The sequence below is a fragment of the Intestinimonas massiliensis (ex Afouda et al. 2020) genome, assembly GCF_001244995.1.
GTDB lineage: Bacteria > Bacillota > Clostridia > Oscillospirales > Oscillospiraceae > Intestinimonas > Intestinimonas massiliensis.
In genome coordinates, this window is record NZ_LN869528.1 from 680,426 (window position 1) to 706,949 (window position 26,524).

The 26,524-nt window shown below is 61.9% G+C and carries 33 protein-coding genes and 2 pseudogenes; 24 read left to right on the top strand and 11 right to left on the bottom strand.

Annotated features, from left to right (window positions below):
* Positions 1-30: 30 nt before the first annotated feature.
* The 4 genes from BN2154_RS03460 to BN2154_RS03475 form a co-directional block, all read right to left on the bottom strand.
* Positions 31-591 (bottom strand): manganese efflux pump MntP, encoded by a 561-nt coding sequence (locus BN2154_RS03460; protein WP_050617446.1) that lies wholly within the window; start codon positions 589-591, stop codon positions 31-33.
* A gap of 252 nt (positions 592-843) precedes the next feature.
* Positions 844-1,056 carry a cold-shock protein gene (locus BN2154_RS03465; RefSeq protein ID WP_050617447.1) on the bottom strand — a complete coding sequence of 71 codons (213 nt, stop codon included), beginning with the start codon at positions 1,054-1,056 and terminating at the stop codon, positions 844-846.
* A gap of 171 nt (positions 1,057-1,227) precedes the next feature.
* Positions 1,228-1,515, bottom strand: coding sequence for a DUF1294 domain-containing protein (locus BN2154_RS03470; RefSeq protein ID WP_050617448.1), 288 nt, complete (start codon positions 1,513-1,515; stop codon positions 1,228-1,230).
* 3 nt (positions 1,516-1,518) lie between these two features.
* Entirely contained in the window at positions 1,519-2,157 is a 639-nt protein-coding gene (locus BN2154_RS03475) for a hypothetical protein (RefSeq protein WP_050617449.1), read from the bottom strand.
* A 261-nt stretch (positions 2,158-2,418) separates the two neighbouring features.
* Between BN2154_RS03475 and BN2154_RS03480 the strand changes: the two genes are divergently transcribed.
* From BN2154_RS03480 to BN2154_RS03530, 11 genes are all read left to right on the top strand, one after another.
* Positions 2,419-3,630: an AfsR/SARP family transcriptional regulator gene (locus BN2154_RS03480; protein WP_050617450.1), complete on the top strand. Its 1,212-nt coding sequence runs from the start codon at positions 2,419-2,421 to the stop codon at positions 3,628-3,630.
* Between the two features lie 32 nt (positions 3,631-3,662).
* A complete protein-coding gene (locus tag BN2154_RS03485; RefSeq protein ID WP_050617451.1) occupies positions 3,663-4,409 on the top strand; it encodes a sortase in 747 nt (248 codons plus the stop codon).
* The gene (locus BN2154_RS03490) at positions 4,406-5,335 is read left to right on the top strand and encodes a transglutaminase-like domain-containing protein (RefSeq protein ID WP_050617452.1); all 930 of its coding nucleotides are present in this window, start codon (positions 4,406-4,408) and stop codon (positions 5,333-5,335) included. The genes BN2154_RS03485 and BN2154_RS03490 overlap by 4 nt, the downstream gene beginning before the upstream one ends.
* Before the next feature lie 93 nt (positions 5,336-5,428).
* Positions 5,429-5,704, top strand: coding sequence for a hypothetical protein (locus tag BN2154_RS15685; protein WP_154666633.1), 276 nt, complete (start codon positions 5,429-5,431; stop codon positions 5,702-5,704).
* Positions 5,697-6,557 carry a type II secretion system F family protein gene (locus BN2154_RS03500; RefSeq protein ID WP_050617454.1) on the top strand — a complete coding sequence of 287 codons (861 nt, stop codon included), beginning with the start codon at positions 5,697-5,699 and terminating at the stop codon, positions 6,555-6,557. The genes BN2154_RS15685 and BN2154_RS03500 overlap by 8 nt, the downstream gene beginning before the upstream one ends.
* A gap of 18 nt (positions 6,558-6,575) precedes the next feature.
* Entirely contained in the window at positions 6,576-6,881 is a 306-nt protein-coding gene (locus BN2154_RS03505) for a hypothetical protein (protein WP_050617455.1), read from the top strand.
* A 252-nt stretch (positions 6,882-7,133) separates the two neighbouring features.
* Entirely contained in the window at positions 7,134-7,634 is a 501-nt protein-coding gene (locus tag BN2154_RS03510) for a DUF4860 domain-containing protein (protein WP_050617456.1), read from the top strand.
* A complete protein-coding gene (locus BN2154_RS03515; protein WP_050617457.1) occupies positions 7,631-7,957 on the top strand; it encodes a hypothetical protein in 327 nt (108 codons plus the stop codon). The genes BN2154_RS03510 and BN2154_RS03515 overlap by 4 nt, the downstream gene beginning before the upstream one ends.
* Positions 7,954-8,349 (top strand): hypothetical protein, encoded by a 396-nt coding sequence (locus BN2154_RS03520; RefSeq protein ID WP_050617458.1) that lies wholly within the window; start codon positions 7,954-7,956, stop codon positions 8,347-8,349. Before BN2154_RS03515 ends, BN2154_RS03520 begins: the two co-directional genes overlap by 4 nt.
* A 40-nt stretch (positions 8,350-8,389) precedes the next feature.
* Positions 8,390-9,478, top strand: a complete 1,089-nt coding sequence (locus BN2154_RS03525) for a type IV pilus twitching motility protein PilT (protein WP_050617459.1) — start codon at positions 8,390-8,392, stop codon at positions 9,476-9,478.
* A 4-nt stretch (positions 9,479-9,482) separates the two neighbouring features.
* Positions 9,483-9,917, top strand: a complete 435-nt coding sequence (locus tag BN2154_RS03530) for a hypothetical protein (RefSeq protein ID WP_050617460.1) — start codon at positions 9,483-9,485, stop codon at positions 9,915-9,917.
* A 54-nt stretch (positions 9,918-9,971) separates the two neighbouring features.
* Here BN2154_RS03530 and BN2154_RS03535 read toward each other — a convergent pair whose 3' ends face one another.
* The 5 genes from BN2154_RS03535 to BN2154_RS03555 form a co-directional block, all read right to left on the bottom strand.
* Positions 9,972-10,514, bottom strand: coding sequence for a GNAT family N-acetyltransferase (locus tag BN2154_RS03535; protein WP_050617461.1), 543 nt, complete (start codon positions 10,512-10,514; stop codon positions 9,972-9,974).
* 169 nt (positions 10,515-10,683) lie between these two features.
* Positions 10,684-12,795 carry an ATP-dependent zinc metalloprotease FtsH gene (gene ftsH, locus BN2154_RS03540; RefSeq protein ID WP_094762352.1) on the bottom strand — a complete coding sequence of 704 codons (2,112 nt, stop codon included), beginning with the start codon at positions 12,793-12,795 and terminating at the stop codon, positions 10,684-10,686.
* A gap of 261 nt (positions 12,796-13,056) precedes the next feature.
* Positions 13,057-13,290, bottom strand: coding sequence for a hypothetical protein (locus tag BN2154_RS15985; RefSeq protein ID WP_050617463.1), 234 nt, complete (start codon positions 13,288-13,290; stop codon positions 13,057-13,059).
* A 209-nt stretch (positions 13,291-13,499) separates the two neighbouring features.
* Entirely contained in the window at positions 13,500-13,892 is a 393-nt protein-coding gene (locus tag BN2154_RS03550) for a hypothetical protein (RefSeq protein WP_050617464.1), read from the bottom strand.
* Positions 13,882-14,286, bottom strand: a complete 405-nt coding sequence (locus BN2154_RS03555; protein WP_242853676.1) for a PadR family transcriptional regulator — start codon at positions 14,284-14,286, stop codon at positions 13,882-13,884. The genes BN2154_RS03550 and BN2154_RS03555 overlap by 11 nt, the downstream gene beginning before the upstream one ends.
* A gap of 186 nt (positions 14,287-14,472) precedes the next feature.
* Here BN2154_RS03555 and BN2154_RS15120 point away from each other — a divergent pair.
* The 8 genes and pseudogenes from BN2154_RS15120 to BN2154_RS03600 all read left to right on the top strand — a co-directional run bounded on the left by BN2154_RS15120 (position 14,473) and on the right by BN2154_RS03600 (position 22,137).
* Positions 14,473-15,265 (top strand): annotated as a pseudogene (locus BN2154_RS15120) (IS5 family transposase).
* Positions 15,266-15,574: 309 nt separating this feature from the next.
* On the top strand, positions 15,575-16,120 hold the full coding sequence (locus BN2154_RS03570; protein WP_050617467.1) for a hypothetical protein: 546 nt from the start codon (positions 15,575-15,577) through the stop codon (positions 16,118-16,120).
* 152 nt (positions 16,121-16,272) lie between these two features.
* Positions 16,273-17,032: pseudogene (locus tag BN2154_RS15125) on the top strand (IS5 family transposase).
* Positions 17,033-17,073: 41 nt separating this feature from the next.
* Positions 17,074-17,574, top strand: coding sequence for a hypothetical protein (locus tag BN2154_RS15695; protein WP_154666635.1), 501 nt, complete (start codon positions 17,074-17,076; stop codon positions 17,572-17,574).
* Between the two features lie 80 nt (positions 17,575-17,654).
* Positions 17,655-18,119, top strand: a complete 465-nt coding sequence (locus tag BN2154_RS03585) for a hypothetical protein (RefSeq protein ID WP_050617470.1) — start codon at positions 17,655-17,657, stop codon at positions 18,117-18,119.
* 280 nt (positions 18,120-18,399) lie between these two features.
* Positions 18,400-18,843 carry a hypothetical protein gene (locus BN2154_RS03590; protein WP_050617471.1) on the top strand — a complete coding sequence of 148 codons (444 nt, stop codon included), beginning with the start codon at positions 18,400-18,402 and terminating at the stop codon, positions 18,841-18,843.
* A 321-nt stretch (positions 18,844-19,164) separates the two neighbouring features.
* Positions 19,165-19,944: a 23S rRNA (guanosine(2251)-2'-O)-methyltransferase RlmB gene (gene rlmB / locus BN2154_RS03595; protein WP_050617472.1), complete on the top strand. Its 780-nt coding sequence runs from the start codon at positions 19,165-19,167 to the stop codon at positions 19,942-19,944.
* Between the two features lie 30 nt (positions 19,945-19,974).
* Positions 19,975-22,137 carry a hypothetical protein gene (locus tag BN2154_RS03600; RefSeq protein WP_050617473.1) on the top strand — a complete coding sequence of 721 codons (2,163 nt, stop codon included), beginning with the start codon at positions 19,975-19,977 and terminating at the stop codon, positions 22,135-22,137.
* A gap of 62 nt (positions 22,138-22,199) precedes the next feature.
* On the opposite strand, the gene BN2154_RS03605 is transcribed toward BN2154_RS03600, so the two are convergent.
* Positions 22,200-22,580 (bottom strand): hypothetical protein, encoded by a 381-nt coding sequence (locus tag BN2154_RS03605; protein ID WP_050617474.1) that lies wholly within the window; start codon positions 22,578-22,580, stop codon positions 22,200-22,202.
* Between the two features lie 424 nt (positions 22,581-23,004).
* Positions 23,005-23,277: a hypothetical protein gene (locus tag BN2154_RS03610; protein WP_050617475.1), complete on the bottom strand. Its 273-nt coding sequence runs from the start codon at positions 23,275-23,277 to the stop codon at positions 23,005-23,007.
* A gap of 185 nt (positions 23,278-23,462) precedes the next feature.
* Here BN2154_RS03610 and lexA point away from each other — a divergent pair, with 185 nt between their 5' ends.
* From lexA to BN2154_RS03635, 5 genes are all read left to right on the top strand, one after another.
* Positions 23,463-24,074, top strand: coding sequence for a transcriptional repressor LexA (gene lexA, locus BN2154_RS03615; RefSeq protein WP_050617476.1), 612 nt, complete (start codon positions 23,463-23,465; stop codon positions 24,072-24,074).
* On the top strand, positions 24,074-24,520 hold the full coding sequence (locus BN2154_RS03620) for a VOC family protein (RefSeq protein ID WP_050617477.1): 447 nt from the start codon (positions 24,074-24,076) through the stop codon (positions 24,518-24,520). Before lexA ends, BN2154_RS03620 begins: the two co-directional genes overlap by 1 nt.
* A 5-nt stretch (positions 24,521-24,525) precedes the next feature.
* On the top strand, positions 24,526-24,987 hold the full coding sequence (locus BN2154_RS03625) for a methylated-DNA--[protein]-cysteine S-methyltransferase (RefSeq protein ID WP_094762338.1): 462 nt from the start codon (positions 24,526-24,528) through the stop codon (positions 24,985-24,987).
* Between the two features lie 26 nt (positions 24,988-25,013).
* On the top strand, positions 25,014-25,244 hold the full coding sequence (locus tag BN2154_RS03630; protein ID WP_050617479.1) for a hypothetical protein: 231 nt from the start codon (positions 25,014-25,016) through the stop codon (positions 25,242-25,244).
* 169 nt (positions 25,245-25,413) lie between these two features.
* The gene (locus BN2154_RS03635) at positions 25,414-26,520 is read left to right on the top strand and encodes a helix-turn-helix transcriptional regulator (RefSeq protein ID WP_050617480.1); all 1,107 of its coding nucleotides are present in this window, start codon (positions 25,414-25,416) and stop codon (positions 26,518-26,520) included.
* Positions 26,521-26,524 lie beyond the last annotated feature (4 nt).

Consider the following 26,524-nt stretch of genomic DNA (forward strand, 5'->3'; position numbering starts at 1 on the left):
GGGCCGGACGCTGCGCGTCCGGCCCCTTGTTTATCCCAGCGCCCCCAGGTGCTCCAGCAGGATCTTCACGCCCATGGCAATGAGCACCGCACCGCCGAACAGCTCCGCTCTGGACTGGAACCGGGCGCCGAAGGCGCTGCCTGCCTTGACCCCCACGGCGGAGAGGACGAAGGTGGTGCAGCCGATGAAGCAGACGGCGGGGAGGATGTCCACCCCGAGGAAGGCGAAGGTGACCCCTACGGCCAGGGCGTCGATGCTGGTAGCCACAGCCAGGGGGAACATGGCCCGGACGGCAAAGGAGGCGTCCAGCGCCTCGCACGCGCCCCGGGACTCCTTGACCATGTTGCCTCCGATCAGGACCAGCAGCACAAAGGCCACCCAGTGGTCCACATTGGTGATGAGCCCCTCGAATCGGGTGCCCAGCAGCCAGCCGGCCAAGGGCATCAGGGCCTGAAAGGCCCCGAACCACGCTCCAGCGGTGAGGGCGTGGCTCCAGCGCAGCCGCTGCACGGACAGCCCCTTACAGATGGACACGGCAAAGGCGTCCATGGACAGGCCCACCGCGATGACGAACAGTTCCCAAAGCTGCATGGTTTGGTTCCTCCTTTTTCTTTGCAGAGGGCACAAAAAAAGAGACCCATCTGCCTCAAACAGATAAGTCTCGTCATTTCAAGCCGAGCCAGGAGGTTCTCCCTCCAGTATGTTGGCCCGGCTGCGCAGCGCGCCGACTACTCCCTTATGTGGGTGCTACTATACCATTCTTCGTCAAAAAAGTCAAGCCGGTCCAACAAAATGCGGGGGAGAGGCGGCGCCTCTCCCCCGCGTTTCTGCGTCCGGCCTGTTTCAGCAGGGGACCACATTGACGGCCCGCAGACCGCGGTTGCCGCGGGGATCGGGCTCGGTATCGAAGGTGACCTTCTGGCCTTCTTCCAACTGACGATAGCCGCTGGTCTGGATGGCGGAGAAGTGGACGAACACGTCCTCGCCGCCGTTGTCGTTGGAGATAAAGCCGAAGCCCTTCTCCGCGTTGAACCACTTTACAGTACCCTGATACATATCGGATACCTCCTGCAAAAAACTTGTTTTGTGAGACAAAAAAAGACATGTCCCCCGATTTCGTACAAACAATCGAGGAACACGTCAATCATTTCATACAGCAAAACAGCTTCCTCACTATACCCCCGCCCCGGGGGATTGTCAAGGGAAAAGATTGTCGCTCACCGCCGCTCACCCCAGCCGCAGCCAGAGCAGCAGAGCGGCGTCCAGCGCCGCCAGCAGGGGGAAGCCGTACCGGAAATCCCAGTGGCGGGTCTTGTGGTGAAAGGCCCGCATCCCCAGCCAGCCGCCGGGAGCTCCCCCCAGCAGGGCGAACAGCCACAGGGTCTTTTCCGGTACCCGCCAGGCGTCCCGGCGGGCCCGCCGCTTATCGACCCCCATTAGGCAGAAATCCACCGCGCTCAGGACCAGCGCCCACAGCAGGACCAGCGTCCAGTGTCCGGCCAAATAATCCCGCATCGCTCACACCCCCGGCACATAGATGAGCCCGCCTCCGGCCCGGGTGCTCTGGAACCACAGCCGGAAGTCAACGGCGTACTCCCGGCCGCCGTCCAGGATCGTGGTCTGCATGAGTCCGTCTCCGTGCTGTTCCAGCCCTACGATGGTGACCCAGTGCCAGCTATCCAGCTCCTTCACCAGCCCGTGGGACAGATTCAGGAAAGCCACCGGGCTGTCGGCGGCCAGGGCGGTGCGGAGGAAGGCGGCGCACTGGCCGACGGTGGGCCGTGCGGACTTGAGGGCGGGCACGTCCAGCTCCCGGATGGGAAGCTCCAGCCCCTTCTCCCGGGCATAGCTCTCCAGCCCCCGGACAAAGGCGTGCAGGGTGTTGACCCCCATGCGGCCGGGGGTGACGTGCTCCCACATCTCGTTCATCAGAGCCAGAAAGTCCCTCTTCCGGCGGCTGTGGGAGGGGTACAAATCCCCCCAGCCCGGCCGGGTATCGGCCAGATAGCTGACCAGGTGGGAGGCGGTGGTGGGGCCGCAGCCCGCCTTGCGCTGCCATTCGTCGGCGTACCACTCCTGGTCCGCCCCCCGCCAGGCCCGGTCCCCGTCAAGGATGGTAAAGAGCTCCGGACTGGTGATCCCATAGTTCTGCTCCATGCTTCCCGCCTCCTTTTTCCCGGTTATTTTACTCTATCCGCCCCAGAAACGCAAGGCTTGCTCGGCTCCTCCTCCAATTTGGTTACATATTTTTTATTTATTAAAAAATTTTTTGATAATCTGTAATTTCTCCCTTTCTTTTTTTTGAAAAATCTGTTACTATAATTATGATAGCCCCTTCTTGCTTGGGGCCGCGCTTGATCCGCTGATTCCTCTTTTGCGAACTCTCGAATCCATCCGCCCTGGAAGGAGGCCCTGTGTATGAAGCGCACTGCAGAGCCAACGGTGATCAAAACGGTTTCCGTCTCCCTGCTCGGGGGCTTTGCCCTGGAGCTGGACGGAACGGCCCTTACCGACGACATCAACCGCTCTCTGAAGCTGTGGAGCGTACTGGCCTATCTGATCCTGCACCGGGACCGGCCAGTCCCCCAAACGGAGTTTATCGAGACGTTCTGGCCGGACGACAACAGCTCCAACCCGGTCAACGCCCTCAAGACGCTGCTCTACCGCATCCGCTCCATGCTGGAGCCCCTGTTCGGCGAGCTGCAGCCCATTTTGGCCCAGCGGGGGGCCTATCTGTGGAATCCGGCGGTGGGCTGCGACCTGGACACCGACCGGTTCGAGGCGCTGTGCGCCCGGGCCGCGGACGAGTCCCTCTCCAGCGAATCCCGCATGGACCTCTACCGCAGCGCCCTCTCCCTGTACCAGGGGGACCTGCTGCCCAAGCTGGACCACCAGATGTGGCTTATCCCCCTGTCGGTGCGCTACCACGGGCTGTACTTATCGGCGGTAAAGGCCCAGGCCGTCCTGCTGGAACAGGCGGAGCTCTTTGAAGAGATGCAGGACATCTGCCAGCAGGCCAGCGCCCTGGACGGCCTGGATGAGGGCCTGCACACCCTGATCGTCCGCTCCCTGCTGCGGCAGGGCCGGGACACCGCCGCCCTGGCCCACTACGAAAAGGCCACCGACCTGCTCTATCGCAACCTGGGCGTGCGCCCGTCGGAGGAGCTGCGGGCGCTGTATATCGAGATCATGTCCACAGAAAAGACGCTGGAGACCGACTTGGGCGTCATTATGGGGGATCTGAAGGAGGCCGCCTCCCGGCCCGGCGCCTTTGTCTGTGAGTACGGCTTCTTCAAGGAGGCCTACCGGTTGGAGGCCCGCCGCGCCCTCCGGAGCGGCGCCTGCGTCCACCTGTGCCTCATCACCGTGTCCCTGCCCGACGGGGGCGTGCCGCCCCTGAAGGTGCTCTCCGCCACCATGGACCAGCTTCAGGAGGTCCTGGTTCGGAACCTGCGGCGGGGCGATGTGGTGTCCAAATTCAGCGGGGCTCAGTTTGTCATTCTGCTGCCCGCCGCCAACTTTGAGGACAGCAACATGGTCATGGACCGGGTGGTCAACGCCTTCTACCAGCAGCACCGGCGCAACTTCCTCAAGCTGACCGTCCGGGTGCGGGAGATCGAACTAAACTGAACGTTCGGCATAGATTGATAAGTGGAGAGCGTATGAAAGCCAACACCAAAACCATCCTGACGGCCGTCCTGGCCGGGGCGGCGGTCCTGCTTCTGCTGGCGGCGGCGCTGCTGCTGTCCGGGCGGAACGCCTCAGCGCCGGAGCCCAGCCCCACCCCCTCCGCCGTTCTTCCCGCTCCCACGGCCGAGCCCGACCCGGCGCCCTCCGGCACACCGGAGCCCACCGCCTCCGTGATGCCCGAGGTGGTGGACGGTCTGAAGGTGGGCGCCTGGCCCATCACTCAGGAGCGCAGGGACTACGTGGACGGATCTCTGGAGTTGTATATCCCGGCCATCGGCATCACCCGCACCATCTGGGACGGCACCGACGCCCAGACCCTGAGCAAGGGGGTGGGGCTGTACGAGTACGCCCAGCTCCCCGGGGAGGGCAACCGCAACGTGTCCCTGGCGGGCCACCGCAATGGCCTGGACAAGAACGGCAACGTCACCGACCACGCCCCTTTTTACTATGTGGACACGCTGGGGGAGGGGGACTATTTCTACCTCACCGGCGGCGGTTGCATCTACCGCTATCTCTACGACGACACCTGGGTGGTGGAGCCCGACGACTGGAGCCCCATCGCCACCACGGGCTATAGCTGCCTGACCATCACCTCCTGCGAACCCATCGGTATCTCCGACCACCGCATCGTGGTCCGGGCCCTTCTGGACGGGATCTTTGACGACAGCAGCGACTTTGACTATCTGGAATCTGCTCCTTTGGAGGGTGAGAACGCATGAAAGAGACTCTGTTCCGGCGGGCGGGCAGCCTGCTGGTGGGTCTGTGCCTGTTGGCGGGGGCGGCGCTGGCCGCCGGGGCCGCCGGGGCGGAGGCCAAGTCTGCCCGGGCCGCCTGTCTGCCTGCCAAGCAGGAGACCCAGACCGGCGTCACCGTTTACTCCAACGCCAAGGCCAGCGTGGACGCCTCTAACCTGAGCGAGGGCTATCTCATCGTGGCGTATACCGGCGGCAAGAGCGTGCGCATCAAGGTCCAGATCGCCAAGACCGGCGGCGCCACCTACACCTATGACTTGAACAACGCCGGCGAACCTGAGACCTTCCCGCTCACCGAGGGGGACGGCACCTATTCCGTCAAGGTCTTTGAAAATACCAACGGCTCCAAATACGCCCAGGCCTACTCCACCTCGGTGAAGATGACCTTGCGCAACGATTTTCTGCCCTTCCTCTACAGCAATCAGTACGTCAACTACACCGCCGACAGCGCCACGGCGGCCCAGGCGGCGGAGCTGTGTCAGGACGCCTCCGGCGACCTGGACAAGGTGGGCAAGGTCTTTGACTTTGTGGTGGACCATTTCACCTACGACTACGACAAGGCGTCCACCGTTTCCTCCGGCTACCTGCCGGTGGTGGACGACATTCTGGCGGCCAAAAAGGGCATCTGCTTTGACTATGCCGCCGTGATGACCGCCATGCTCCGCAGTCAGAACATTCCCTGCAAGCTGGTGGTGGGGTATGCGGGCACCATCTACCACGCCTGGATCGACGTCTATGTGGATGGCACAGGCTGGATCGCCGGTGCCATCCGGTTTGACGGCAAGGACTGGACCCTGATGGACCCCACCTTTGTCTCCAGCGGCAAGCGGAGCCCTTCCATTATGGAATATGTCACCACCGACTCCAACTACAGCCAAAAGTACGCCTATTGATCCCCTGGCAGGGACGGGCTGGCCCAGGTCTGCCCGTCCCTGTTTCTCCCCGTTTTCGGGGGGACCGCCAATCTGTAACCTGCGAGGTCTGTCATGAAACGAAACGAGACGAAGACCGCTCTGACCGGCGACGAGCTGTCCGTCCTGTGCTGGCAGTTGGGCCAGCTCTGCCGGGCGGGGATGTCCTGGTCGGACAGCGCAGCCCTGCTGGCGGAGGACGCCCCCACGCCCCGAAGCCGCGCCCTGCTGGCGGGCCTTGCCACGGCGGCCGGCTTCGGGAGCTCTGCGGGGAGGAGGGCTATCCCCCCCGGCCGGAGGACGGCCTCCCGGTGCTGGAGCTGCCCCTTATACACAACGAGATGTGTATAAGAGACAGCCGCTGGACCGGGCGCTGGCGGAAGCGGGGGAGTTCCCCCCCTATCTGCTGCGTATGGTATCCATCGGCCTGGCCGCCGGGCGGGCGGAGCAGGTGCTGGAGGCCCTGAGCGGCTATTACCGCCGCCAGTCTGCCACCGGCGAGGCGCTCCGCCGGGCAGTGACCTATCCCGCCGTGATGGCCGCCCTCATCGCGCTGGTGTTCCTGGTGCTGGTGCGCCGGGTGCTGCCGGTGCTCACGCAGGTCTTTGCCCAGGTGGGGGGCGGCGCATCCCCCATGGCCGCCTCCCTGCTGCGTTTCGGCGGCTTGGGCCGCTGGGCGGCGGTGGCGCTGGCCGTCCTGCTCCTGGCGGGAGCGGCGGTGCTGCTTCTCTTTTTCCGGGGAGAGCGGGGGGCCGCGCTCTTTGCCCGGGGGGCCACCGGCGCCGCCCTGGCCCGGGGGCAGTTCGCCTCCGCCATGGCCCTGATGCTCCAGAGCGGCCTGCCCCTGGACGAGGCCATAGACCGCACCGCCGAGCTGCTGGAGCGCACTCCCCTCCAGACCCAGGTGGGGACGTGCCGGGCACAGATGCTCTCCGGCGTCCCCTTCCCCCGGGCGGTGGAGGATGCCGGCCTGCTCACTGGCCTCCAGGCCGGTCTGCTGTCCGCCGGGTTCCGCTCCGGCGCCTCCGACGCCGCCATGACCGAGGTGGCCGCCCGCTGCCAGGCGGAGGGGGAGGAGCTGTTAACCCGTCTGCTCTCCCGGTTTGAATATGCTCTGGTCATCGTGCTGTGCGCGGCGGTGGGCCTGGTGCTGCTGTCGGTCATGCTGCCTCTGCTGGGGGTGCTGTCCGCCGTGGGCGGCTAGGAAAGGTCGTGACGTCGCATGAAACGCCCTTCTCTCTGCCGGACGCTGCCCCTGCTGGGGGTGCTGGTTGCCCTGCCGCTGGCCTTGTTTCTCATCACGGGCACTTTGGGGAACCGGGCAGGCCGGGAATCCCTCTCCCTGGCTGAGCAGTCCATCCGGCGGGCGGCGGTCCAGTGCTATGCCCTGGAGGGGGCCTACCCCCGGGACCTGTCCGACCTGGAGGAACGCTATGGCGTGTCGGTGGACCGGGAGCGGTACTTTGTAGATTACCGCTACGTCGCCTCCAATCTGATGCCGGACATCACCGTACTGCCCATCCGCTGAGAGGGATCCTCATTCCCGAAAGGAGGCTTCCGCCTTTTGTCACCTGCTCTGCCCCGCGGCGGCCTCCATTCCGCCTTCCCCATCGACCGCTGACGCGGCCGACGGGGGCCCCTTTTCTTGTTTCTTCCTCGGCCGAAATAAATTCGGCCTGCGGCAAGGTTTCGGCTGGCGCCGAAACGCTTGGCCGCTGCGCGTCCCCCCTTCGGGGGTGCCCGGCGGCACTCCCCCCACTGGAAAGGAGGCTTCCGCCTTTTGTCACCTGCCCTGCCCCGCGGCGGCCTCCATTCCGCCGCCGTCTTTGCCCTGTGCGCCCTGTTCGCGGTGCTGGCCATGGGATTGACCCTGCTGGCCAGCGGGGCCTACCGGGACACGGCGGCCGTTGCCGAAGTCAATTACACCCGCCGCACCGCCCTGAGCTACCTGGTCCATCAGGTCCGACGCTCCGACGCCGACGGATGCGTCTATGTGGAGTCCTTCGGCGGCGGCGACGCGCTGGCCCTGGTGGAGCCCGCCGGCGGGTCCAGCTATATCACCCTGCTCTACTGCTACGGCGGCCAGCTTCGGGAGCTCTACGTGGAGGAGGGCTATCCCCTCCTGCCGGAGGACGGCCTACCGGTGCTGGAGCTTTCGTCCCTGGACATCCGTGCCGAGGACGGCCTGCTCTGCTTCACCGCCACCGCCTCTGACGGGACGGTCTCTTCCGTGTCGGTGGCCCCCCGCTGCCGGCTTGGCGGGGAGGTGGGCATGCTGTGAACGATCGCTCCCGCGCCCGTCTGCTGCTGGTCGAGCTGATCCTGGACCTGGTCATCTTTGCCCTGTGCGCCGCCGTCTGCGTGGCCCTGCTGGTGAGGGCCCGATCCATGAGCCGGGAGAGCGCCGAGCTGACCCAGGCGGTCTATCTGGCCCAGACCGCCGCCGAGACGTGGCGGAGCCACGGGGACGGGGCCGACCGGACCGTGGACGGCTACCAGGTGCAGCACACCCGTACCGGCGGCGGGACCTCCGTCCAAACCGGACGGGTCCGCATATCCAGGGACGGCCGCCTCGTCTATGAACTGGAGGTGAGCCTGCCGTGAAGGATGACCGCGGTTCCCCCGTCGGCGTGGGCGTGCTGACGGTGCTCACCGTCCTGCTGGTGCTCACTCTGGCGGTCTTTTCCGCCCTGACCTATACCTCTGCCCGGGCTGACTGGGCCCTGTCCCGCATCAACGCCGACACGGTGACGGCCTACTACGCCGCCGACGCCGAGGCCGCGCGTCTCCTGTCCGGCTTTTCCGCCGGCAGTGCGGAGGAGCTGGAGGCCACCCTGCCCATGACGGAGGCCCAGTCCCTGCACATCCATCTGGCCCGCCGGGCGGACGGCACCGTGGCCGTTCTGGCCTGGCAGACCGTCCCGGCCCAGGGGGAAGACGCCCCTGCGGAGGCGGACCCTCTGCCGGTCTTTGACGGCACCCTGCCAGCGGGCTGATCCCCGGGGCCCCGGCGAACAACGAAGAGGAGCGGTAGTTATGCCCCTGACTGATATCCTGCAAAACGCCGTAACCCGTGAGGCCTCTGATGTGCTGGTGGTAGCCGGCCTGCCGGTGGACTATAAGATCAACGGCCGCCTGTGCCGGGAGGGGGAGAAGCTCTTTCCCGCCCAGACCCTGGCGCTGACTCAGGAGCTCTACTCCCTGGCGGGCCGGGACATGACCAAGCTGCTGGATACCGGGGACGACGACTTTTCCTTTGCCGTTTCCGGCCTCAGCCGCTTCCGGGTCAACGCCCTGCGGCAGCGGGGCTCCCTGGCCCTGGTCATCCGGGTGGTGTCCTTCAACCTGCCCGACCGGCACGCCCTGGGCATCCCGGACAACGTAATGGCCTTTGCCGATTATCCCCACGGCCTGGTGCTGGTCACCGGCCCGGCGGGGAGCGGCAAAACCACCACCCTGGCCTGTCTGGTGGACCATGTGAACTCCACCCGCGAAGCCCATGTGGTGACCATCGAGGACCCCATTGAATACCTGCACCAGCATAAAATGAGCGTGGTAACCCAGCGGGAGCTGTATACCGACACCGCCTCCTACGACGCGGCTCTGCGGGCGGCCCTGCGGGAGGCTCCGGACATCATCCTGCTGGGGGAGATGCGGGATGCCGAGACCATCAAGGCGGCCGTCACCGCCGCAGAGACGGGCCATCTGGTCATCTCCACCCTCCACACCATCGGGGCGGCCAACACGGTGGACCGCATCGTGGACGCCTTTCCCCCGGCCCAGCAGCAGCAGATCCGCACCCAACTGGCTCTGGTGCTGGAGGGCGTGGTCTCCCAGCAGCTTCTCCAGGCGGAGGACGGCGCGCAGGTCCCCGCCTTTGAGGTCATGACGGTCAACCCCGCCGTGCGCAACATGATCCGGGAATCCAAGGCGTTCCAGTTGGACAGCGTCATCGCCTCCTCCAGCCAGGAGGGGATGGTGACCATGGACCAGAGCATCCTGCGGCTGGTCCAGGCCGGGCGGGTCCATCCGGACACCGCCTTCCGCCACGCCGCCAACAGCGACTGGATGATCCGCCGCCTGGCCGCCTTGGCCGGCGGAGCCGAAAAAAACCAAATGAGGTGAGGATATGAGCACCAAACTGAATCCGAAAAACGGCCTTTTCCGCATCTGTGTAGACCAAAAGGAGGACGGCCGGCTCAGCGGCCGGATCGTCAGCCAACGGCTGACCGCCCCCATGGCCTTTGCGGACCTGGGCGACCTGCTTTTAAAGGTGGAGGGGGTGCTGGACGCCCAGAACTTTCCTCAGGCGTCCCAGCGTATCCGCACCTTTGTCCAGGACGCGTCGGAGTACCCGGCCTCCGTGCTGCCCGGCGGGGCCATGAGCGAGGCGGAGGTGGAGGCGTCCAGAGGCGCCCTGACCACCTTCCAGCTTGCCATCCTCACCCGCCGGAACGCCACCTGGCAGGGAGCGGTGGACTGGATGGAGGGCCAATCTCCCATGTCCTTCTCCAGCGACCTGGAGCTGCTGAGTCTGGTGGACCGGCATATGGAGGAGCTTTGACAAAAAGGCGGGGGCGCTGTATCGGATGGATACAGCGCCCCCGCCTTTATTTCATCACGTGCCGTAGCGCAGGCTCCCGCCCCGCTCGGCTTGGGCCAGATACTCTTCCCTGGTGATGCGGTAGCAGCTCAGTTTTTCCAGTCGTTCCCGCTCCCGAAAGCCGCAGCCGCACACCAGACCCACCGACCGGGTGTTTCCGTGATAGATGCGGGCCGTCAGGCTGCGTCCCCGCCACTCCAGAAAAACCTTGGCCACGGCAGCCCGCACGGCCTGCCGGCCATAGCCGTTGCCCCAGAGGGTCTCGTCCCCGATGACGATCACCATCTCATAGGTTCCGACGGCGTGCTCCCGCAGCTTCAAAAAGCCGATGGGGCCGCCCCCTTCCGGGCACACCAGAAAAAAGCGGCCCTGCTGGTTCATGTGATAGCGGAGCATGGGAGCCGGCACGTCGGCCAGCAGCCGGTTGAGCTCGTCCACCACCCGGGCGTCCTCGTTGAGGAACCGGGTGACGCGCTGGTTCTGCAGCCACAGCGTCAGTCTCCGAATATCCTCCTGGACAATGTCCGCGCGTAAAAAAATAGAAGCGGCTTTCTTCATACGCTTACCTCACAGTAAAAATACTAAAAAGCCCTTCTATGCTTCCGCATCGACGGTTCTTTTTTATGAAATTGGTATCATGATACCACAGTTTCTATCCTCTGTCAAATCTGGAGAAGGCTGTGAGACAGCAAAGAGGTCCCGCGGCGTTGCCGCGGGACCTCTTTCATCACTCCTGGGTCTTGTTTTCGTCGGGCGGACTGGGCACGCCCGGCTCCTCCGCCGGGGACGGGGGGGCCACGGGGGGATCGCTGACGATGTGGATATTTCGGGCGGGGGCCTCCACGCCGTCGGTGACGGCGGGCTGGGCCGCCGGACCACGCATTGCCCGGCTCACACCGGAGACCTCAGCCTCGGCCAGCTCCGGGTCCCGCCCCTCCAGGATGGCCTTCATCTCGGTGCCGGTGATGGTCTCCTTCTGGAGCAGGTAGCTGGTGATGGCGTGGAGCATCTCCTCGTTGTCCCGCAGGATCTGGATGGCCTCGGCATAGCAGTCCTTGATGATCTTGGTAACCAGCCGGTCGATCTGGGCGGCGGTCTCCTGGGCGCAGTTGAGACCGTAGCCCCCCTCCAGATACTGGCTCTGGCGGGAGGCCAGCCCGGTCATGCCGAACTCGTCGGACATGCCGTACATGGTGACCATGTACTGGGCCAGGCTGGTGGCCTGCTGGATATCCTGAGCTGCGCCGGTGGTCTGGGTGTGCATGATGAGCTCCTCGGCGGCCCGGCCGCCCATACAGACCCGGATCTTGGCCAGAATCTCGTCCTTGGTGTTGAGGAACTTCTCCTCCTCCGGGGTCTGGAGGGTAAAGCCCAGCGCCCCCTGGGTGTGGGGAACGATGGTGATTTTTTGGACGGGCTCGGTGTTCTTCTGCTTGGCAGCCACCAGGGCGTGACCCACCTCGTGATAGGCCACCAGCTTCTTTTCGTGCTCGGTGAGGACGGTGCCCTTTTTCTCCGACCCGGCGATGACCAGCTCGAAGGACTTGAGCAGGTCCTCCTGATTGACGGCCCGGCGGCCCAGGCGCACGGCCCGGAGGGCGGCCTCGTTGACCAGGTTGGCCAGGTCGGCGCCCACAGCGCCGGCGGTAGCCTGGGCGATCTTGTTCAGGTCCACGTCCTCGGAGAGGCGGATATTGCGGGTGTGGACCTGGAGGGTGGCCACACGACCGGCCAGGTTGGGCCGGTCCACGGTGATACGGCGGTCGAACCGGCCGGGCCGCAGCAGGGCCTGGTCCAGCACCTCGGGCCGGTTGGTGGCGGCCAGGACGATGACGCCCTTGGTGGGGTCGAAGCCGTCCAGCTCGGCCAGGAGCTGGTTCAGGGTCTGCTCCCGCTCATCGTTGCCGCCCAGGCGGTTGTCCCGGGATTTGCCGATGGTGTCGATCTCGTCGATAAAGATGATGCAGGGGGCCATTTTGCTGGCCTCCTTGAAGAGGTCGCGGACCCGGCTGGCGCCCACGCCCACGAACATCTCCACGAAGTCGGAGCCCGAGATGGAGAAGAAGGGGACCCCCGCCTCTCCGGCCACAGCCTTGGCCAGCAGGGTCTTGCCGGTGCCCGGGGGGCCCACCAGCAGGGCGCCCTTGGGCAGCTTGGCGCCGATCTCGGTGTATTTTTGGGGGTTGTGGAGGATGTCGATGATCTCCTCCAGGGACTCCTTGGCCTCATCCTGACCGGCCACGTCCCGGAAGGTGACGCCGGTCTTTTTTTCCACATAGACCTTGGCGTTGGCCTTCCCCACGCCGCCCAGGCCGCCCCCCATCTTGGAGGACATGTTGCGGAACAGGAAGGAGAAGAGCACCACCATGATGATGACGGGCAGCACATAGGAGATGAGTAGGGAGATGATGGGGGAGAGCTGCTCCACATAGGGCGGGCCGTAGACCACGCCGTGCTCCTCCATCAGGGGGATCAGGCGGGCGATCTCGCTGTCGCTGGCGATGGGGGCGCAGTAGTAAGAGGGTCCGCTCTTGAGCTGCTGCTTCCACTGATCGGTGCCGCTCTCAGCGGACTGCATGAGGCCCTCCAGGCCGGGAATGGGGCTTTCCGTCGTCTCCGGCTTGGCGGACTGGGTCTGGGCGGCTGCGTCGGGCTTGGGGTAGATGGTGTACTTGTTGCTCTCCATCACCACCCAGGCCACCTTGTCGTCCCGCACCATCTGGACGAACTCCGAGTAGTCGATCTCGGTGCTCTGCCGGGTGGTGGCCATGGACGTGACATAGTTGACCATCAGCACGATGATGAGGGCCCAGAGGATGATGGAGATGATCCCCATCATGTTTTTATTTCCGCCAGAGTTGTTCCCCGAGCCCTTGTTGTTATTTTGGTTCAAGGCGTGTCCTCCTTTATTGGAACCTTTCGCCTGCTATCCTATTGTATAACAAGTTTGCTTTAATATAGCACACAACACCTTAAAATACAAGAAAACCCCCCGTAAACTTTCTGTGAATCCGCTCCGCGCGCTAAGGGAAAAGGCCGGCCCGCCTGTCCTGGTTTTTCCAGGACCGCGGGCCGGCCTTATTTTTCACATATCGTTCCTTTAGCTGATGTCGCCGTCCTTGCTGCAGGTCAGGCTGATGTCGACGGGGAACGCGCCCAGTCCGGTGGTGCTCTTGATGTCCGCCGTCAGATTGGCCGTCCCGCCCGATTTGGAGATGCTCTGGTTGCTGTATGTCCAGCCGCTCTCCATGGAGTGGGAGCCGGAGGCGCTGACCACCCACGCGCGGGAGCCGTCATAACCGAAAGTAGCGGTCAGAGTGACAGTGGCGATCAATTCACCGTTATTTTTAAACTTACTGGTAGAGGACGCCTTTTGTGTGGAACTGCGCAAAAGCGAATCGTAAACGGTAGTCGTCGTTTCGACCGTGATGCCGTTCCCCAAATCGACTACTTTCGTATTCTCCCGCCCGTAAGCGGAACAAGTCGGGATAAGGCACAACGACAATACCAAAGCGAGAGCTGTCAACATAGAAATCATTTTTTTCATGGATTCTCTCCCTCTTCTGTTTTGTATATGACAATTGTTTTTTCTTCTGTTATATTTACGTCGTGTTGCCGCTCTCGTAAGTAAGCGCAGTAAATGACCGCCACGGCGAGGGCCACAATTGCAAAGCCCAGCACAATCCTGCGCCGGATGCGCCTGCCCCTGCGGAATTTTTCGGTGGCCTCCGGCCCCAGCAGCTCGTTGTAGGACCGCGCCAGCTCTGCCGGCGTACCTATGAACCGTACCGCGTCGGCAAATTCGGCGTGGGGGGCCTCCTCCATGAAATTCGTGACGGCCCGTCGTGTCTCTTCGATCAATTCCCTGCGCTTCGCCCTCGGACATTCCAGCCGCCACGCCAAATCACGATAATAGGCTTTCCATTCAGTTTTCATGTCCGTCGCCCTCATCCAGTCTGCCGTCCTTTGAAAAAATCAGGGATATGGTGTCGATGAAATTCTGATACTCCACCCTCAGGTCTCTGAGGTAACCCTCGCCCGCCTCCGTGATGGAAAAATAGATCCTTATGCGGTTATCCTCGGACAGGACCTTGTCGGACTCGCTGATATATCCGAAGTCCCGCAGGCGGTAGATGGCCTGGTACAGGGTGTTGAAGCTCAGCCTACCTTCGCTCAGCCGCTCGATGGTGCTCATCATCTCGTAGGTGTACATGGGTTTTTGGCGCAGCACAAAAAGCACCAACATTTCTGTCGTTGCCTTTTTGAGCTGGTCGTTGATACTGGCGGTCGTGCCGCTCTTTGTGGTTTTGTCGCTGTTCCTTGGCATCATGGTGCACCTTTTCCTAGGATAGTTTTAGTTTAGCAAAAAATATTCTTCTTGTAAATATAATTGTTATTGACAAGTATATGTTAAGATGATATCATACATACCGTAATTGAGGTCGAAATCAACAGATTAGGCCTTGTTTGAAAAATAAAAGTTGCACAATAAACCAAGCTATGCGAAGCTAATAGCATGAAACGATATGAACTAACAAAAGAACAATGGGGACGAATCAAGCTGCTGCTGCCACCGGAAGAAACGGGGAAGCGGGGCCGCCCCCGGAAGGATAACCGGACCATGCTAAACGGGATGCTCTGGATCGTCCGGAGCGGTGCGCAGTGGCGTGAGCTGCCGGAGACCTATGGTCCCTGGCAGTCCGTGTACGCCCGATTCGCCAAATGGCGGGATGACGGCACTCTGGAAGCGGTATTCCACGCACTGTCTGCGGACGCGGATATGGAGAACCTGAGCATGGACTCCACTTGCGTAAAGGTGCATGAAAGCGCAAATGGCGGGGAAAAAAACGGCGGATAAGGCGGTTGGCCGTACCAGAGGTGGGTGGAACACAAAACTCCACGCGGTCGTAGACGGTCTGGGAAACCCGGTGGAGTTCCTTCTCTCCGCTGGAAATGACCACGATTCGGTTCACGCTGTTGAACTGCTGAAAAAGGTCAGAATCGGCGGGAGTGCTGTACTGGCAGATCGGGCTTATGGCGCTCGGGCAATTCGGGAATACATCTCAGAGCACGGGGCCAGCTATGTGATCCCGCCGCAGAGCAACGTTTCCGATCCCCGGCCGGTTGACTGGCATCTGTATAAGGAGCGCCATCTGGTGGAGTGTTTTTTCCAGAAAATCAAGTGGTTTCGCAGAATCGCCACCAGATATGACAAGTCGGATGCTTCCTTTCTCGCCTTCGTTTATCTTGTCTCCATCGCTATTTTGTTGCTTTGGCACATTCTCTATCTTTTTTCAAACAAGGCCTAAATAAAATCTTTTGAAAAAAGCCCGTTGCACTTTTCGCAGAAAATCGTTTTATTGGATGAGAGCATAAATAGGGCGCTTCAAGTTCTGTCCCAGCTTGGGACACAAATACGCCAATGGCCCGCCGACGGGCGGTGAGGATCGGAGGGGAGTCCAATGGGGTAGAAATTTGACGGTCCGCGGCTTTCCCTATAGACTAAAAAGCGGTGAGGCCGTCAGAAGATTCAGCAAATCAAACTCCGTAGCACAAGTATCCCAGTACCGTTCATCCATGAGGATTCATTTCCCAAACGAGAATAAGGAGATATCATAATGAAAAAGTTCAAAAAGCTCCTGAGTGTCCTGTGCGCCGTCTGCATGATGCTTTCTCTGGCCGTTTCCGCTAGTGCCGCATCTCTTGAGGATGACCCCTATTATTTTGGTATTGATTGGAGCCAGGTCGATACGTCTATGTGTATTCCTGGAACCGAGTATCATCGGTATCCTCAGAGTCCTATCTCTATGCTGGCAACCGCTGACAGAAATGTTTTTAGCGGATGGGTGAGGGGTGTCCCTGCTAATCCTTATCCGGGTACAAGCAATACCACCTTGGTTACTGGACTGACATTTGAAAGTGATGAAACTGGTGTAGTCACAGTTACTTTCACCGATTCACAGGACCCGAGCAAATCGGATGTGAACGTTTCGATTTATGACAAAGATGAGCAGTTGATTTCCGATTATTTCTCGCTGGCCTATAACAGCACTGCTCCTGTCTCAAAGTCTTTTAACGTTGACCCTACCCATGAATACAATCTATTCATAAGCCACCAAGGCTCCGGTCTGCAAAACGTACGACTTACGGTGGATGTAGGCTAAGAAACACCACAGACGTATACTTCTAAGAAGCTTCATAGCAGTTTTCCGTGGCAAGATTTTTCTTGCCACGGAAAACTGCTTGTCAGGAGGGGTTAGGCCTTGTTTGAAAAATAAAAGTTGCACAAGAAACCAAGTTATGCGAAGCTACGAGCATGAAACGATATGAATTAACAAAAGAACAATGGGAACGGATCAAGCCGCTGCTGCCACCGGAAGAAACGGGAAAGCGGGGTCGTCCCCGGAAGGATAACCGGATCATGCTCAACGGAATGCTCTGGATCGTCCGGAGCGGTGCGCAGTGGCGTGAGCTGCCGGAGACCTATGGCCCTTGGCAGTCTATATACGCCCGATTCGCCAAATGGCGGGATGACGGCACTCTGGAAGCGGTATTCCACACACTGTCTGCGGACGCGGATATGGAGAACCTGAGCATGGACTCCACTTGCGTAAAGGTGCATGAAAGCGCAAATGGCGGGGAAAAAAACGGCGGATAAGGCGGTTGGCCGTACCAAAGGCGGGTGGAACACAAAACTCCACGCTGTCGTAGACGGTCTGGGAAACCCGGTGGAGTTCCTGCTCTCCGCTGGAAATGACCACGATTCGGTTCACGCTGTTGAACTGCTGAAAAAAGTCAGGATCAGCGGGAGTGCCGTGCTGGCAGATCGGGCCTATGGTGCCCGGACGATTCGGGAATATATCTCAGCGCACGGGGCCAGCTATGTGATCCCGCCGCAAAGCAACGTTTCCGATCCCCGGCCGGTTGACTGGCATCTGTATAAAGAGCGCCATCTGGTGGAGTGTTTTTTCCAGAAAATCAAGTGGTTTCGCAGAATCGCCACCCGATATGACAAGTCGGATGCTTCCTTCCTGGCCTTTGTGTATCTTGCCTCCATCGCTATTTTGTTGCTTTAGCACAATCTCCGCCTTTTTTCAAACAAGCCCTAGAGAAAAAAATGAATATTAAATCAAAATTTATTTGCATGGCCTTAACTCTTTCACTAGCAATTGGCATGTCTGCCCCTGCATTCGCTGCAACCCACGGGGACGTTTTAAATCAGGATGTTGCCCATGTCGTTCTCACAGACCCACAGCCTAGAGACTCAACTACTCTATTGCTCTCTTATAAATTTGGGCCTTTAGGAGATAATGAATATTTTTGGACAGCAAATTATGGATTTATGGGTTCTGATGTAAAACACAATCTAATAGCTTATGACACGAATATGACCGTGTCAGGTGGGTACTCCGATACGACAAAAGTGGGCATCGGTATATGGAAATCGTATAGTGGATTTGAGTATACAAGCTATAAGATGTGTCCGTTGGTAGGATACACATATGATACCAAGGCAGAATTTAACAATACGTATACTTATTTTGGAGCTGTTTCAAACAGAACAGGTGGTGACTTATCTGGGACAGTAAAGTGGCGCTCAGTAGACAAGCTTGCATAAATTCTTTAGGTATTAGTACTTTTTTCATAATAGTTATGGGAAGTATATACTCCCCATAACTATTTCTCTAAGGAGTGTATATGTATAGATTAGTTAAAAAATATGTTGGTTTATTTATAGCTCTAATCGTTGTGTTTATATTAACTGTTGCAATTTTACATATTAAAAAAAATATCAACGAAAAAAACGACGTACAGGAGATGGCAACCCAATATTTTGATAATATTATTTCTGAGCGATATGAACAGGCAGCAACTATGATTTTTTTTAATTCCCAAGTCGAAACCTTTAGAAAATTAGCTGTAAATGGCTTTATCCAAGATAAATTAATCTCTTACGAAATTGTTAATATAAAAAAAATAGCCGATAGGTTGTATGAGTTAAATACAGTTATTAATTCACAAAAAACTTCTAACGAAAAAATTTTGAACTATGCTTTATATACCGACAACAAATGGTACATTGTAATGAATAGTATGGATGTTCCTTTAGATGTCTATTATTTTGAAGATGCTGGACCATATACCCTGGTTCCAATTGAATAGGGCAGACAAGGGGACGGTTCTCCCGTCTTGTACCGCACCCCCCAGTGTTACATTGGTGACACCGGGGGTGTTTTACGCCCAGACGCGGGGAGGAGGGGTGGGCCGGGGGGCCGGGCCCAGGCCGCGAACCGTCCCTCTGTCTGCCTTTTTGAATCGGAGTATTGCATTATTAATGATTGGCAAACATACTGTTGGGGTGTATCATAACCTTTAGATAGAAACGCAAAAGTCGGAGTCTTGTGTCACATCGGTCCTTGATTGGACGAAAGGGGAGCAGAACATGAGAAAAGCGAACAAGGTATCTCTCTTGGTCTGGGCCGTGATCCTTCTTTTACTCCTCTTCAGCCTCGTCGGCTGGGGTTCTCTATATGCACAGCGGAAGGCGCATCCAAAGGACGCCGCGCTGTACGGCACCTTCGGCACGGATCGGATCGTTAATTTTGCGACCTATCTGACCTTTGACGGCGATCACTTTTCCCTTTACCTCGGGGAGGGCGGGAAAGCACTGGATGAAGGGACCTGGGCCATGTCGGAGGACACGGCGGTCCTGCATGGTCAGGATTCCGTCTACGACCTGGTCATTAAGGGCAATTTCGTTTACCTCTGCGGCGGGGACTTTGACCGGATGACTCGATTCGAGAAATTTGAGAACAACCCCGTATTTACCACCGTAGGTCTGGACCCGTCCTCCGGGCAGGATGGGGAGACGGTTCCAATCCAATAAAAAGGAACGGATAAGGGGCGGTCCATTGTTCCTGGTATAGCCAGGACAAATGGACCGCTCCTTTTCTCTGCCCCCCGCGTCATTCTGAGCGGAGCGAAGAATCCGTTCCCACCGTCCTTTTTGCCGCCGCATGAGACGGGGAAGGACGAATTCTTCGGCTGCGCCTCAGAATGACGGGGGTGGGGTGGGGGGGAGCGGGGGGGGACGGACGGGCCGGGGAGCTTGGCCTGGACTGCGGGTCAAAGCGCGCAAATTCTTCTTTTTCTCCACGCGCAAATATGGTATACTGAAAGCTGATTGAACGGAAAGGCAGGACAAGCCATGCGGGAAAAGCGGGAAGATTGGAAGGACCGGCAACAGGAATCCGATGGGGTCATCGAGGGCCGCAATGCGGTGCTGGAGGCTCTGCGGGCGGGCACGCCGGTGGATAAAATCTATATTGCCAAGGGGGAGACCGACGCCTCCCTGGGCCACATTGCCTCCACGGCGCGGGGCAAGGGCATCGTGGTGGTGGAGGCCGACCGGCGCAAGCTGGACGCCATGAGCCTGACCCACGCCCACCAGGGGGTCATCGCCGTGGCGGCGGTACGGGCATACGCCACGGTGGAGGACATCCTGTCCATTGCCCGGGAAAAGGGGGAGCCTCCCCTGATCGTGGTGTGCGACGAGCTGTCCGACCCCCACAATCTGGGTGCGGTGATCCGCACGGCGGAGTGCGCCGGGGCCCACGGGGTCATCATCCCCAAGCGCCGCTCGGCGGGGCTGACGGCCGTGGTGGCCAAGACCTCGGCGGGGGCGGTGTCCCATGTGCCGGTGGCCCGGGTGGCTAACCTGCCCGCTCTGCTGAAGGAGTTGAAGGAGGCGGGCGTGTGGGTTTTCGGCACGGCGGCGGACGGGGACACCCGGCTGTACGACGCCGACCTGAAGGGCCCGGCGGCCATCGTCATCGGCTCGGAGGGGACGGGCATGGGCCGTCTGGTGGCCGAGACCTGCGACTTCAAAGTGAGTATCCCCATGAAGGGCAAGCTCAATTCCCTCAACGCCTCGGCGGCGGCGGCCATCCTGCTCTACGAGGCGGTGCGCCAGCGGCTGGAGCCGTAATATCTCATCAAGAAAGCAAGGAATTCAGGGATGTCAAACGACCGGGATGACAAGCTGAATAAGGACACTGAGGCGGCGGAATTCACGCTGGAGGAGATTTTGGTGGAATTCGGCTCCGGGCCGAAGCCCTCCGGCCCGGACCTGCCCTGGCCGGAGGCCAAGCGGCGGCCCCCTCCGCCGGAGAACGTGGTGCCCTTCCCGACCCCGGCGCCGGAGGCGCCCGGCGGGGAGGACCCGGACGGGCCGGAGGAGGACGCGGAAGAGGAGGAGGCCCTCCCGCCGCCGCCCCGGCCCAAGACGGGGCAGCCGCCCGTCTCGGACAAGGTGCTGGAATTCCCGGAGGATGACACGCCCCCTCTCCAGGCGGGCATCGAACATCTCAAGCGCAAGGCGGACGCATATGCCGAGCAGATGTTTGAGCAGGAGGGGGTGGAGGTCTCGGACGAGACCCTCCGGTTCGAACGGCTCATCCCCGGCGTGGACGAGGAGGAGCCCCCGGCGGGCCGGTTCTTCCGGGAGCGCAAGCCCCGCAGAGAGGCGGCCCCGCCCCCCGACCTGCCGCCGGCGGAGCTGGCGGGCCGGTACGGCAGGGGCCTGGGTCTGCTGCGGCTGCGCGCGGTGCTGGTGCTGCTGCTGTGCCTGCCCATGCTGTGGCTGACGCTGGCTCCGCTGCTGCCCTTTCCGCTGCCCGCCGCCCTGGCCGCCAGCGTCCCGCTCCAGGGGCTTTTGTCGGCCATCCTGCTGGCGGCCGCCATGCTGCTGGGCGCGGACGGGCTGATTCTGGGTCTGGCGCGGCTGTTCACTCTGCGGCCCGGGGCGGACACCCTGACCGCCTTCTCCTGCCTCTTCGCCCTGGCCGACGCCCTGACCATGGGGCGCCTGACCCCGGAGCGGCAGGGCCTCCCCTACTGCGTGGCGGCGGGGCTGTCCCTGTTCTTCACCCTGTGGGGGACCTACTCCAAGCGGCAGGGCCTGCGCATGGCCTGCCGCACGGCGGCGGCGGCCTCCGAGCCCTATCTGGTCACCCTGGACGAGAAGGCCTGGAACGGCCGCAGCGCCTACGCCAAGTGGTCGGGCTCTCCCATCGGCTTCGGCAGCCAGATCCAGGAGGACGACGGAGCCCAGCGCATCTTCCGGGTGGCCGCGCCGCTGCTGCTGCTGTCCTGCCTGCTGTTCTCCCTCATCGCTTCGGTGGGTCGGGGGGCCCCGGAGCGGCTGGTGTGGTGCCTGTCGGCCACCACCGCCTCGGCGGCCTGCCTGTCGGGCATGCTTTTGTTCGGCCGTCCCTTCCGGGTGCTGTCCCGGCGGCTGTCCTCCAGCGGCGCCGCTCTGGGCGGGTGGCCCGGCGTGGCCCGGCAGGGGAGCGCCATCCTCCTCACCGACGCCGACCTCTTCCCCCCCGGCTCCGTCTCCCTGAACGGCATCAAGATCTTTGGGGACTACCCGGTGGAAAAGGTGGTGGCGGTCACCGCCACCCTCATCCGGGACGCGGGCAGCGGCCTGGACAAAATCTTCCACGACCTGCTGCGCTCCCAGGGCGCCGTCTACCGCCGCACCACCGGCGGCATCGAGCGCCATGAGGGGGGCGGCCTTACCGCCGTCATCCGCAACGAGCAGATTGCTGTGGGCTCCGCCGCCTTCATGTCTCTGCTGGAGGTCTCCCTGCCCCAGGGCCTCAACGTGCGCAACGCCGTGTTCTGCGCCATCGACGGGGAGCTGGCAGGCATCTTCGCCCTGAACTACGTTCTCCATCCGGTGATCTCCCCGTCCCTCACCTCCCTTATCGGGGGCAAGGTGTCGCCGGTGCTGGCCACCCGTGACTTCAATCTCATCCCCGCCATGCTGCGGCAGAAGTTTAAGCTGCCGGTGGAGAAGATGGACTTTCCCACGGTGGAGCGGCGGGGGGAGCTGTCCGACCCGGACGCCCCCCACGATCCGGTCATCACCGCCGTGCTGTGCCGGGAGGGCCTGGCCCCCTTTGCCGAGGCGGTGGTGGGCGCCCGCCGGCTGCGGTGGGCGGTGACCGCCGCAGCCCTGCTGGCAGTGCTGGGCTCGGTGATCGGGGTGCTGCTGGCCTTTTATCTCACAGCCCAGGGGGCGTGGGACTCTCTGACCGCCGCCAACCTGACCTTTTTCCTGACCGCCTGGCTGGTGCCCACCTATCTGATCTCCGGCTGGGTCAACCGCTATTGACCACAAAAGGCCGCCGCGTCTGCGATGCAGACGCGGCGGCTTTTTGCGGGGGAGGCGGCGGGTCACACCGGCGGCCCCCCGCCCGTGGACCTGGCGCTCCACCAGATGGTCAGGCCCGCCCGGGGGGCCGCCAGAACGGCGCAGCCGCCGGTCAGGGTGCCGGTGGTCCCGTCGGCCAGGACCAGGCTGACGGGAGCGGCGGCGCGGCAGATCTCCAGGTACTGGATTCCGGCGCCGCTGAGGGCGATGGTCCGGGTGGCGGCATCAAAGCTCCAGCCCTCGCCGTCGGCTGACCGGTCCATCCTCACGACAAAGCGGCCCTCCGTCTGGGTGCTGATGGTAAAATACGGCCCGGGGACGGGCTCGTCGCCGGCCAGGGCGGGGGCGGCCAGCCCCGCGCACAGGGCCAGTACCAGGAACAGGGGCGCCAATCTCTGTTTCATCTATACTTCCTCCTCTGTGTCCGCACCGGACGGCCGGGGGACAGACTCCCCCGGCATCTCGGCGGGAAACAAAAATGCCGTGCAGGGGATTCCCTACACGGCATCCGAGGACAAAGTCTCTCAAATGCACACAGGGCACGCCAAATACACGTTATTTCCCGCCTTGTAAAAGGGTTGGGAATACCGTATAATGAAGCGTGCGGCGCGGCCCAAGGGCCGTTGTGTAGGTGGTGGTGCACCTGCGCAGGCTCCGGGGTGCTGCAACACTCCGGAGCTGCCGCATTTTTGTTTTCCAGTTTTTATTATACCGTTTCTTCCGTGGATTGCAAGAGCCAATCGGTCCAGCGCCCTGTCCCCGGCAGCCTGTTCATCTGGTCCCGCTGGTCGTCCCCCTCCGGGCGCTGCCGCCTTGTTCTCTCTCATCTCATCCCGCTCCTCCTCCCCGGGGGCATCTGGGCCCGTCCCCCCGCCGCAGCCCGGAGAGCATCCGGCGCTGGAAGGCGGCCAGCAGGTCCAGCTCCTCCCGAGAAAAGCCCTCGAACATCTGCCGGTCCACCCGCCGGATGGCCGGAGACGCGTCCCTCCACACGGCGGAGCAGCCCCCTTCCTCCCGGGCCAGCTCCCGCTCAATGGCCCGCCGCCGGGCCCGGGCCAGGGCGTCGAATAAAATACCGGGCATCTCGCTGTTGGGGTCCATGCCGTACCTCCTGTCCCATTTCTTTCCGCCGATCGGCTGATGGGGAAAAGATCAAGAAACCTTTTAGTTTCTTAGAACGAATGTTTGACTTTCCGGCGGTTGTATGATAGGATAGCGTTAGAGTATATGTATACGAGCGCGCAGAAGGCTTTATGTTCCGCCTGAGATGCAGAGGAGGGTCTGCCATGAAGAAGCTCACCGACAAGCAGCAGCAGATTTACGACTATATCGTCGCCTTCCAGAAGGACCATGGCTATCCCCCTTCGGTGCGGGAGATTGGGGAGGCGGTGGGGCTGAAATCCCCCTCCACGGTGCATTTTCATCTGAAGGGGCTGGAGTCCGCCGGACTCATCACCAAGGCGGAGGGGAAGACCCGGGCCATCACGGTCAGCGGCGGCCCCGGCGCGCCGGAGGTGGAGGCCCCGGCGGATAAGATCCCGGTGGTGGGCAGCGTGGCGGCCGGCGCGCCCATACTGGCGGAGCAGCATATCGAGGACTATCTCACCTTTGACACCGGCGGCCTGTCCGGGGAGCACTTCGCCCTGAAAGTCCGGGGGGAGTCCATGCTGGACGCGGGCATTTTGCCCGGGGACTTTGTCATCGTCCACCAGCAGCAGACCGTCCGCAACGGGGACATCGTGGTGGCTCTGTTCGAGGACGAGGCCACGGTCAAGACCTTTCGCCGCCGGGACGGCCATGTGTGGCTGCTGCCGGAGAACCCGGAGTACCAGCCCATCGACGGCCAGGGCGCTCAGATTCTGGGCAAGGTGGTGGCGGTGGTCCGCCGGTACGACTGATGGTCCCCCGCATCGACCATATCGAGCTCACGGTGGCCGACCTGGACCGGGCAGAGCCGTTCTACGACGAACTTTTGCCCCTGCTGGGCTTTGATCTAGACCGCAAAAACTGGGATAACATCCCGAAACACGAATTCCGCTGTGTGGACTATGGCAGCCCGGCCTTTGACCTGACTCTCATCTGCCCCCGCCCCGCCCTGGCGGGGGAGGCCGTCTGCCGCCGGAAGCCCGTTTCCCTCCACCACCTGGCCTTCGGTGTGGATCGCCGTGAGGAGGTGGACCGGCTCTATGGCCAGGTCCGGGCCATCCCCGGCGCGGCGATCCGCCTTCCGCCCCGGTTTTATCCGGAGTATACTCCGGACGACTACGCCTTCTTTTTCTACGATACCGAGGGCATCGAGCTGGAGATCGTGCATTTTGACCGTCCCGCTTGTTTTCGGAGGTGAGCCCCATGGATTTGATCCTGTTTGACAGCCCGGCGGGTCGTCTGGCCCTGCTGGGGGAGGGGGCGTGCGTCACCGGCCTGGCCCTGCCCAACGCCCCGGTACCCCGAATCGCCGAGCATGAGACCCCGGTGCTGGCCGAGGCCCGCCGTCAGGTCCTGGAATACCTGGCCGGGGCGCGTCGGAGCTTCGACCTGCCGCTGGACCCCCGGGGCACCTCTTTTCAGCGGAGGGTCTGGGCGGCCCTGACGGCTATTCCCTGGGGCGAGACGCGCACCTATGCCCAGATCGCCGCGGCAGTGGGCTCGCCCAGGGCGGTGCGGGCGGTGGGGCAGGCCAATCACCGCAATCCCATCCCCATCCTGATCCCCTGCCACCGGGTGGTGGGGGCGGACGGCACCCTCACCGGCTACGGCGGGGGTCTGGAGCTGAAACGAAGGCTGTTGGAACTGGAGGGGGCCTGGACTTAGGCCCCGGCGGAAAGGAACGTGTGCACATGTTGGACAAGTGGCTGGCGGCGGGACGGCTCGCCATCAAGGACATGGATCTGGAGGACGTGGCGGCGCTGAAGCTGTGCCTGATGGCGCTGGGCATTCTGATCGGGCTGGGCATCCCACTGAAAAAGCGGAGTGCGGCGGCGGTGCTGTCCTCCATCCTCTTCGTGGGCACCTACATCCCCCTGATGGTCCGCTTCTTCGGTGCCCTCACCCGGACGAGGGAGGACTGATTTTCCACACCTTGAGAAGGGCCGGTGTAAAACCGGCCCTTTTTTCGTCCCGAGACCGGATTCCAGGCCCTTTCCCGCCTGCCGGGAGTGAATTCCCGGACCATGGGGTGGCCTTTTTCCGCCCCGCCATGCTACAATATCCACACCCAAGGGAAAAGGAGTCGATTCTATGGAACCGGATTTCAGTGAACGGCTGAAAAACTACCGCCGGGCCAAGGCCATGACCCAGCAGGACCTGGCGGACCAGTTGGGGGTCAGCAACAAGACGGTCTCCCGCTGGGAGTCGGGGGGCGGCTATCCCGACGTGCCGCTGCTGGTCCCCCTGGCCCGGGCGCTGGGGGTGACGGTGGATGACCTGCTGGACGGGGAAAAGCCCATCCGGACCCTCACCCGGGCGGACGGGCAGAGCTTGCTGTCCTTTGCGTTTGCCCTGGGAGGCGGGGTGCTCTTCTTCCTGCTGGACCTGTTTATGCCCACCCTGCTGTGCTACCTGGCCTACCTGGGGTGCATGGCCTACGGGGTCTATCTTCAGCGGTACTACTGCTACCAGAACCGCTGGTTCCGCATCGGCAACGCCGCCATGGACCTGTCGGTCAACCTGACGGTAGTCCTTCGGCTGGGAACGGGCCTGGCCGCCCTGCCCGCCGCCATGACCATCGCCAACGTCCAGGAATGGCGTGTGCGGCTGCTGTTTTGGTGGAAAGACCACCTGCCCCTGCTCCTCCTGCTGGGCGTGCTTCTGGCCCTGGCTCTCACCGCCCTCACCCTCTGGCTGGTGGAGCGCTGCGGCTTTGGGCGGAGACCGGTGCTGCTCCGGCCGGGGCTCCGCCGACCCGCTGTCCGGGAGCTGCTGCCCGCCCTCTCCCTGCTGCTGCTGACGGCCTTCTGGCTGCTCTTCCGCCTGGACGCCCTGCCTCTGGAGGCGTACCTCCGGCAGAGCCTGCTCTACGGCGGCCTGGCTGGGATGCTGATTCTGCTCTGCCTGCTGCTCGCCCTGAAAAAGGGCCGCCGCCGGGGCCTGGCCCCTACGGCCCTGCTGCTGCTGGGCGCTGATCTGCTGCCCGGTCTGGGGGAGGAGTGGGCCTACCTGCCCCGCAGCAAGGAATTTATCCTGGCTAAGCCCACCCTGTCCGATCTGTACCCCCGGTTTTACCGCCCGGAGCCGGAGCAGGTGGCGGCGGGTCTGGTGCTGGCTCTGCTCTGCCTGCTGCTGGTGGTGTTGACCTTCCGGCCAAAAGCGGCGGACGAGGAGCAGGAAATGGCTCCCGAAGCCTGAAAAA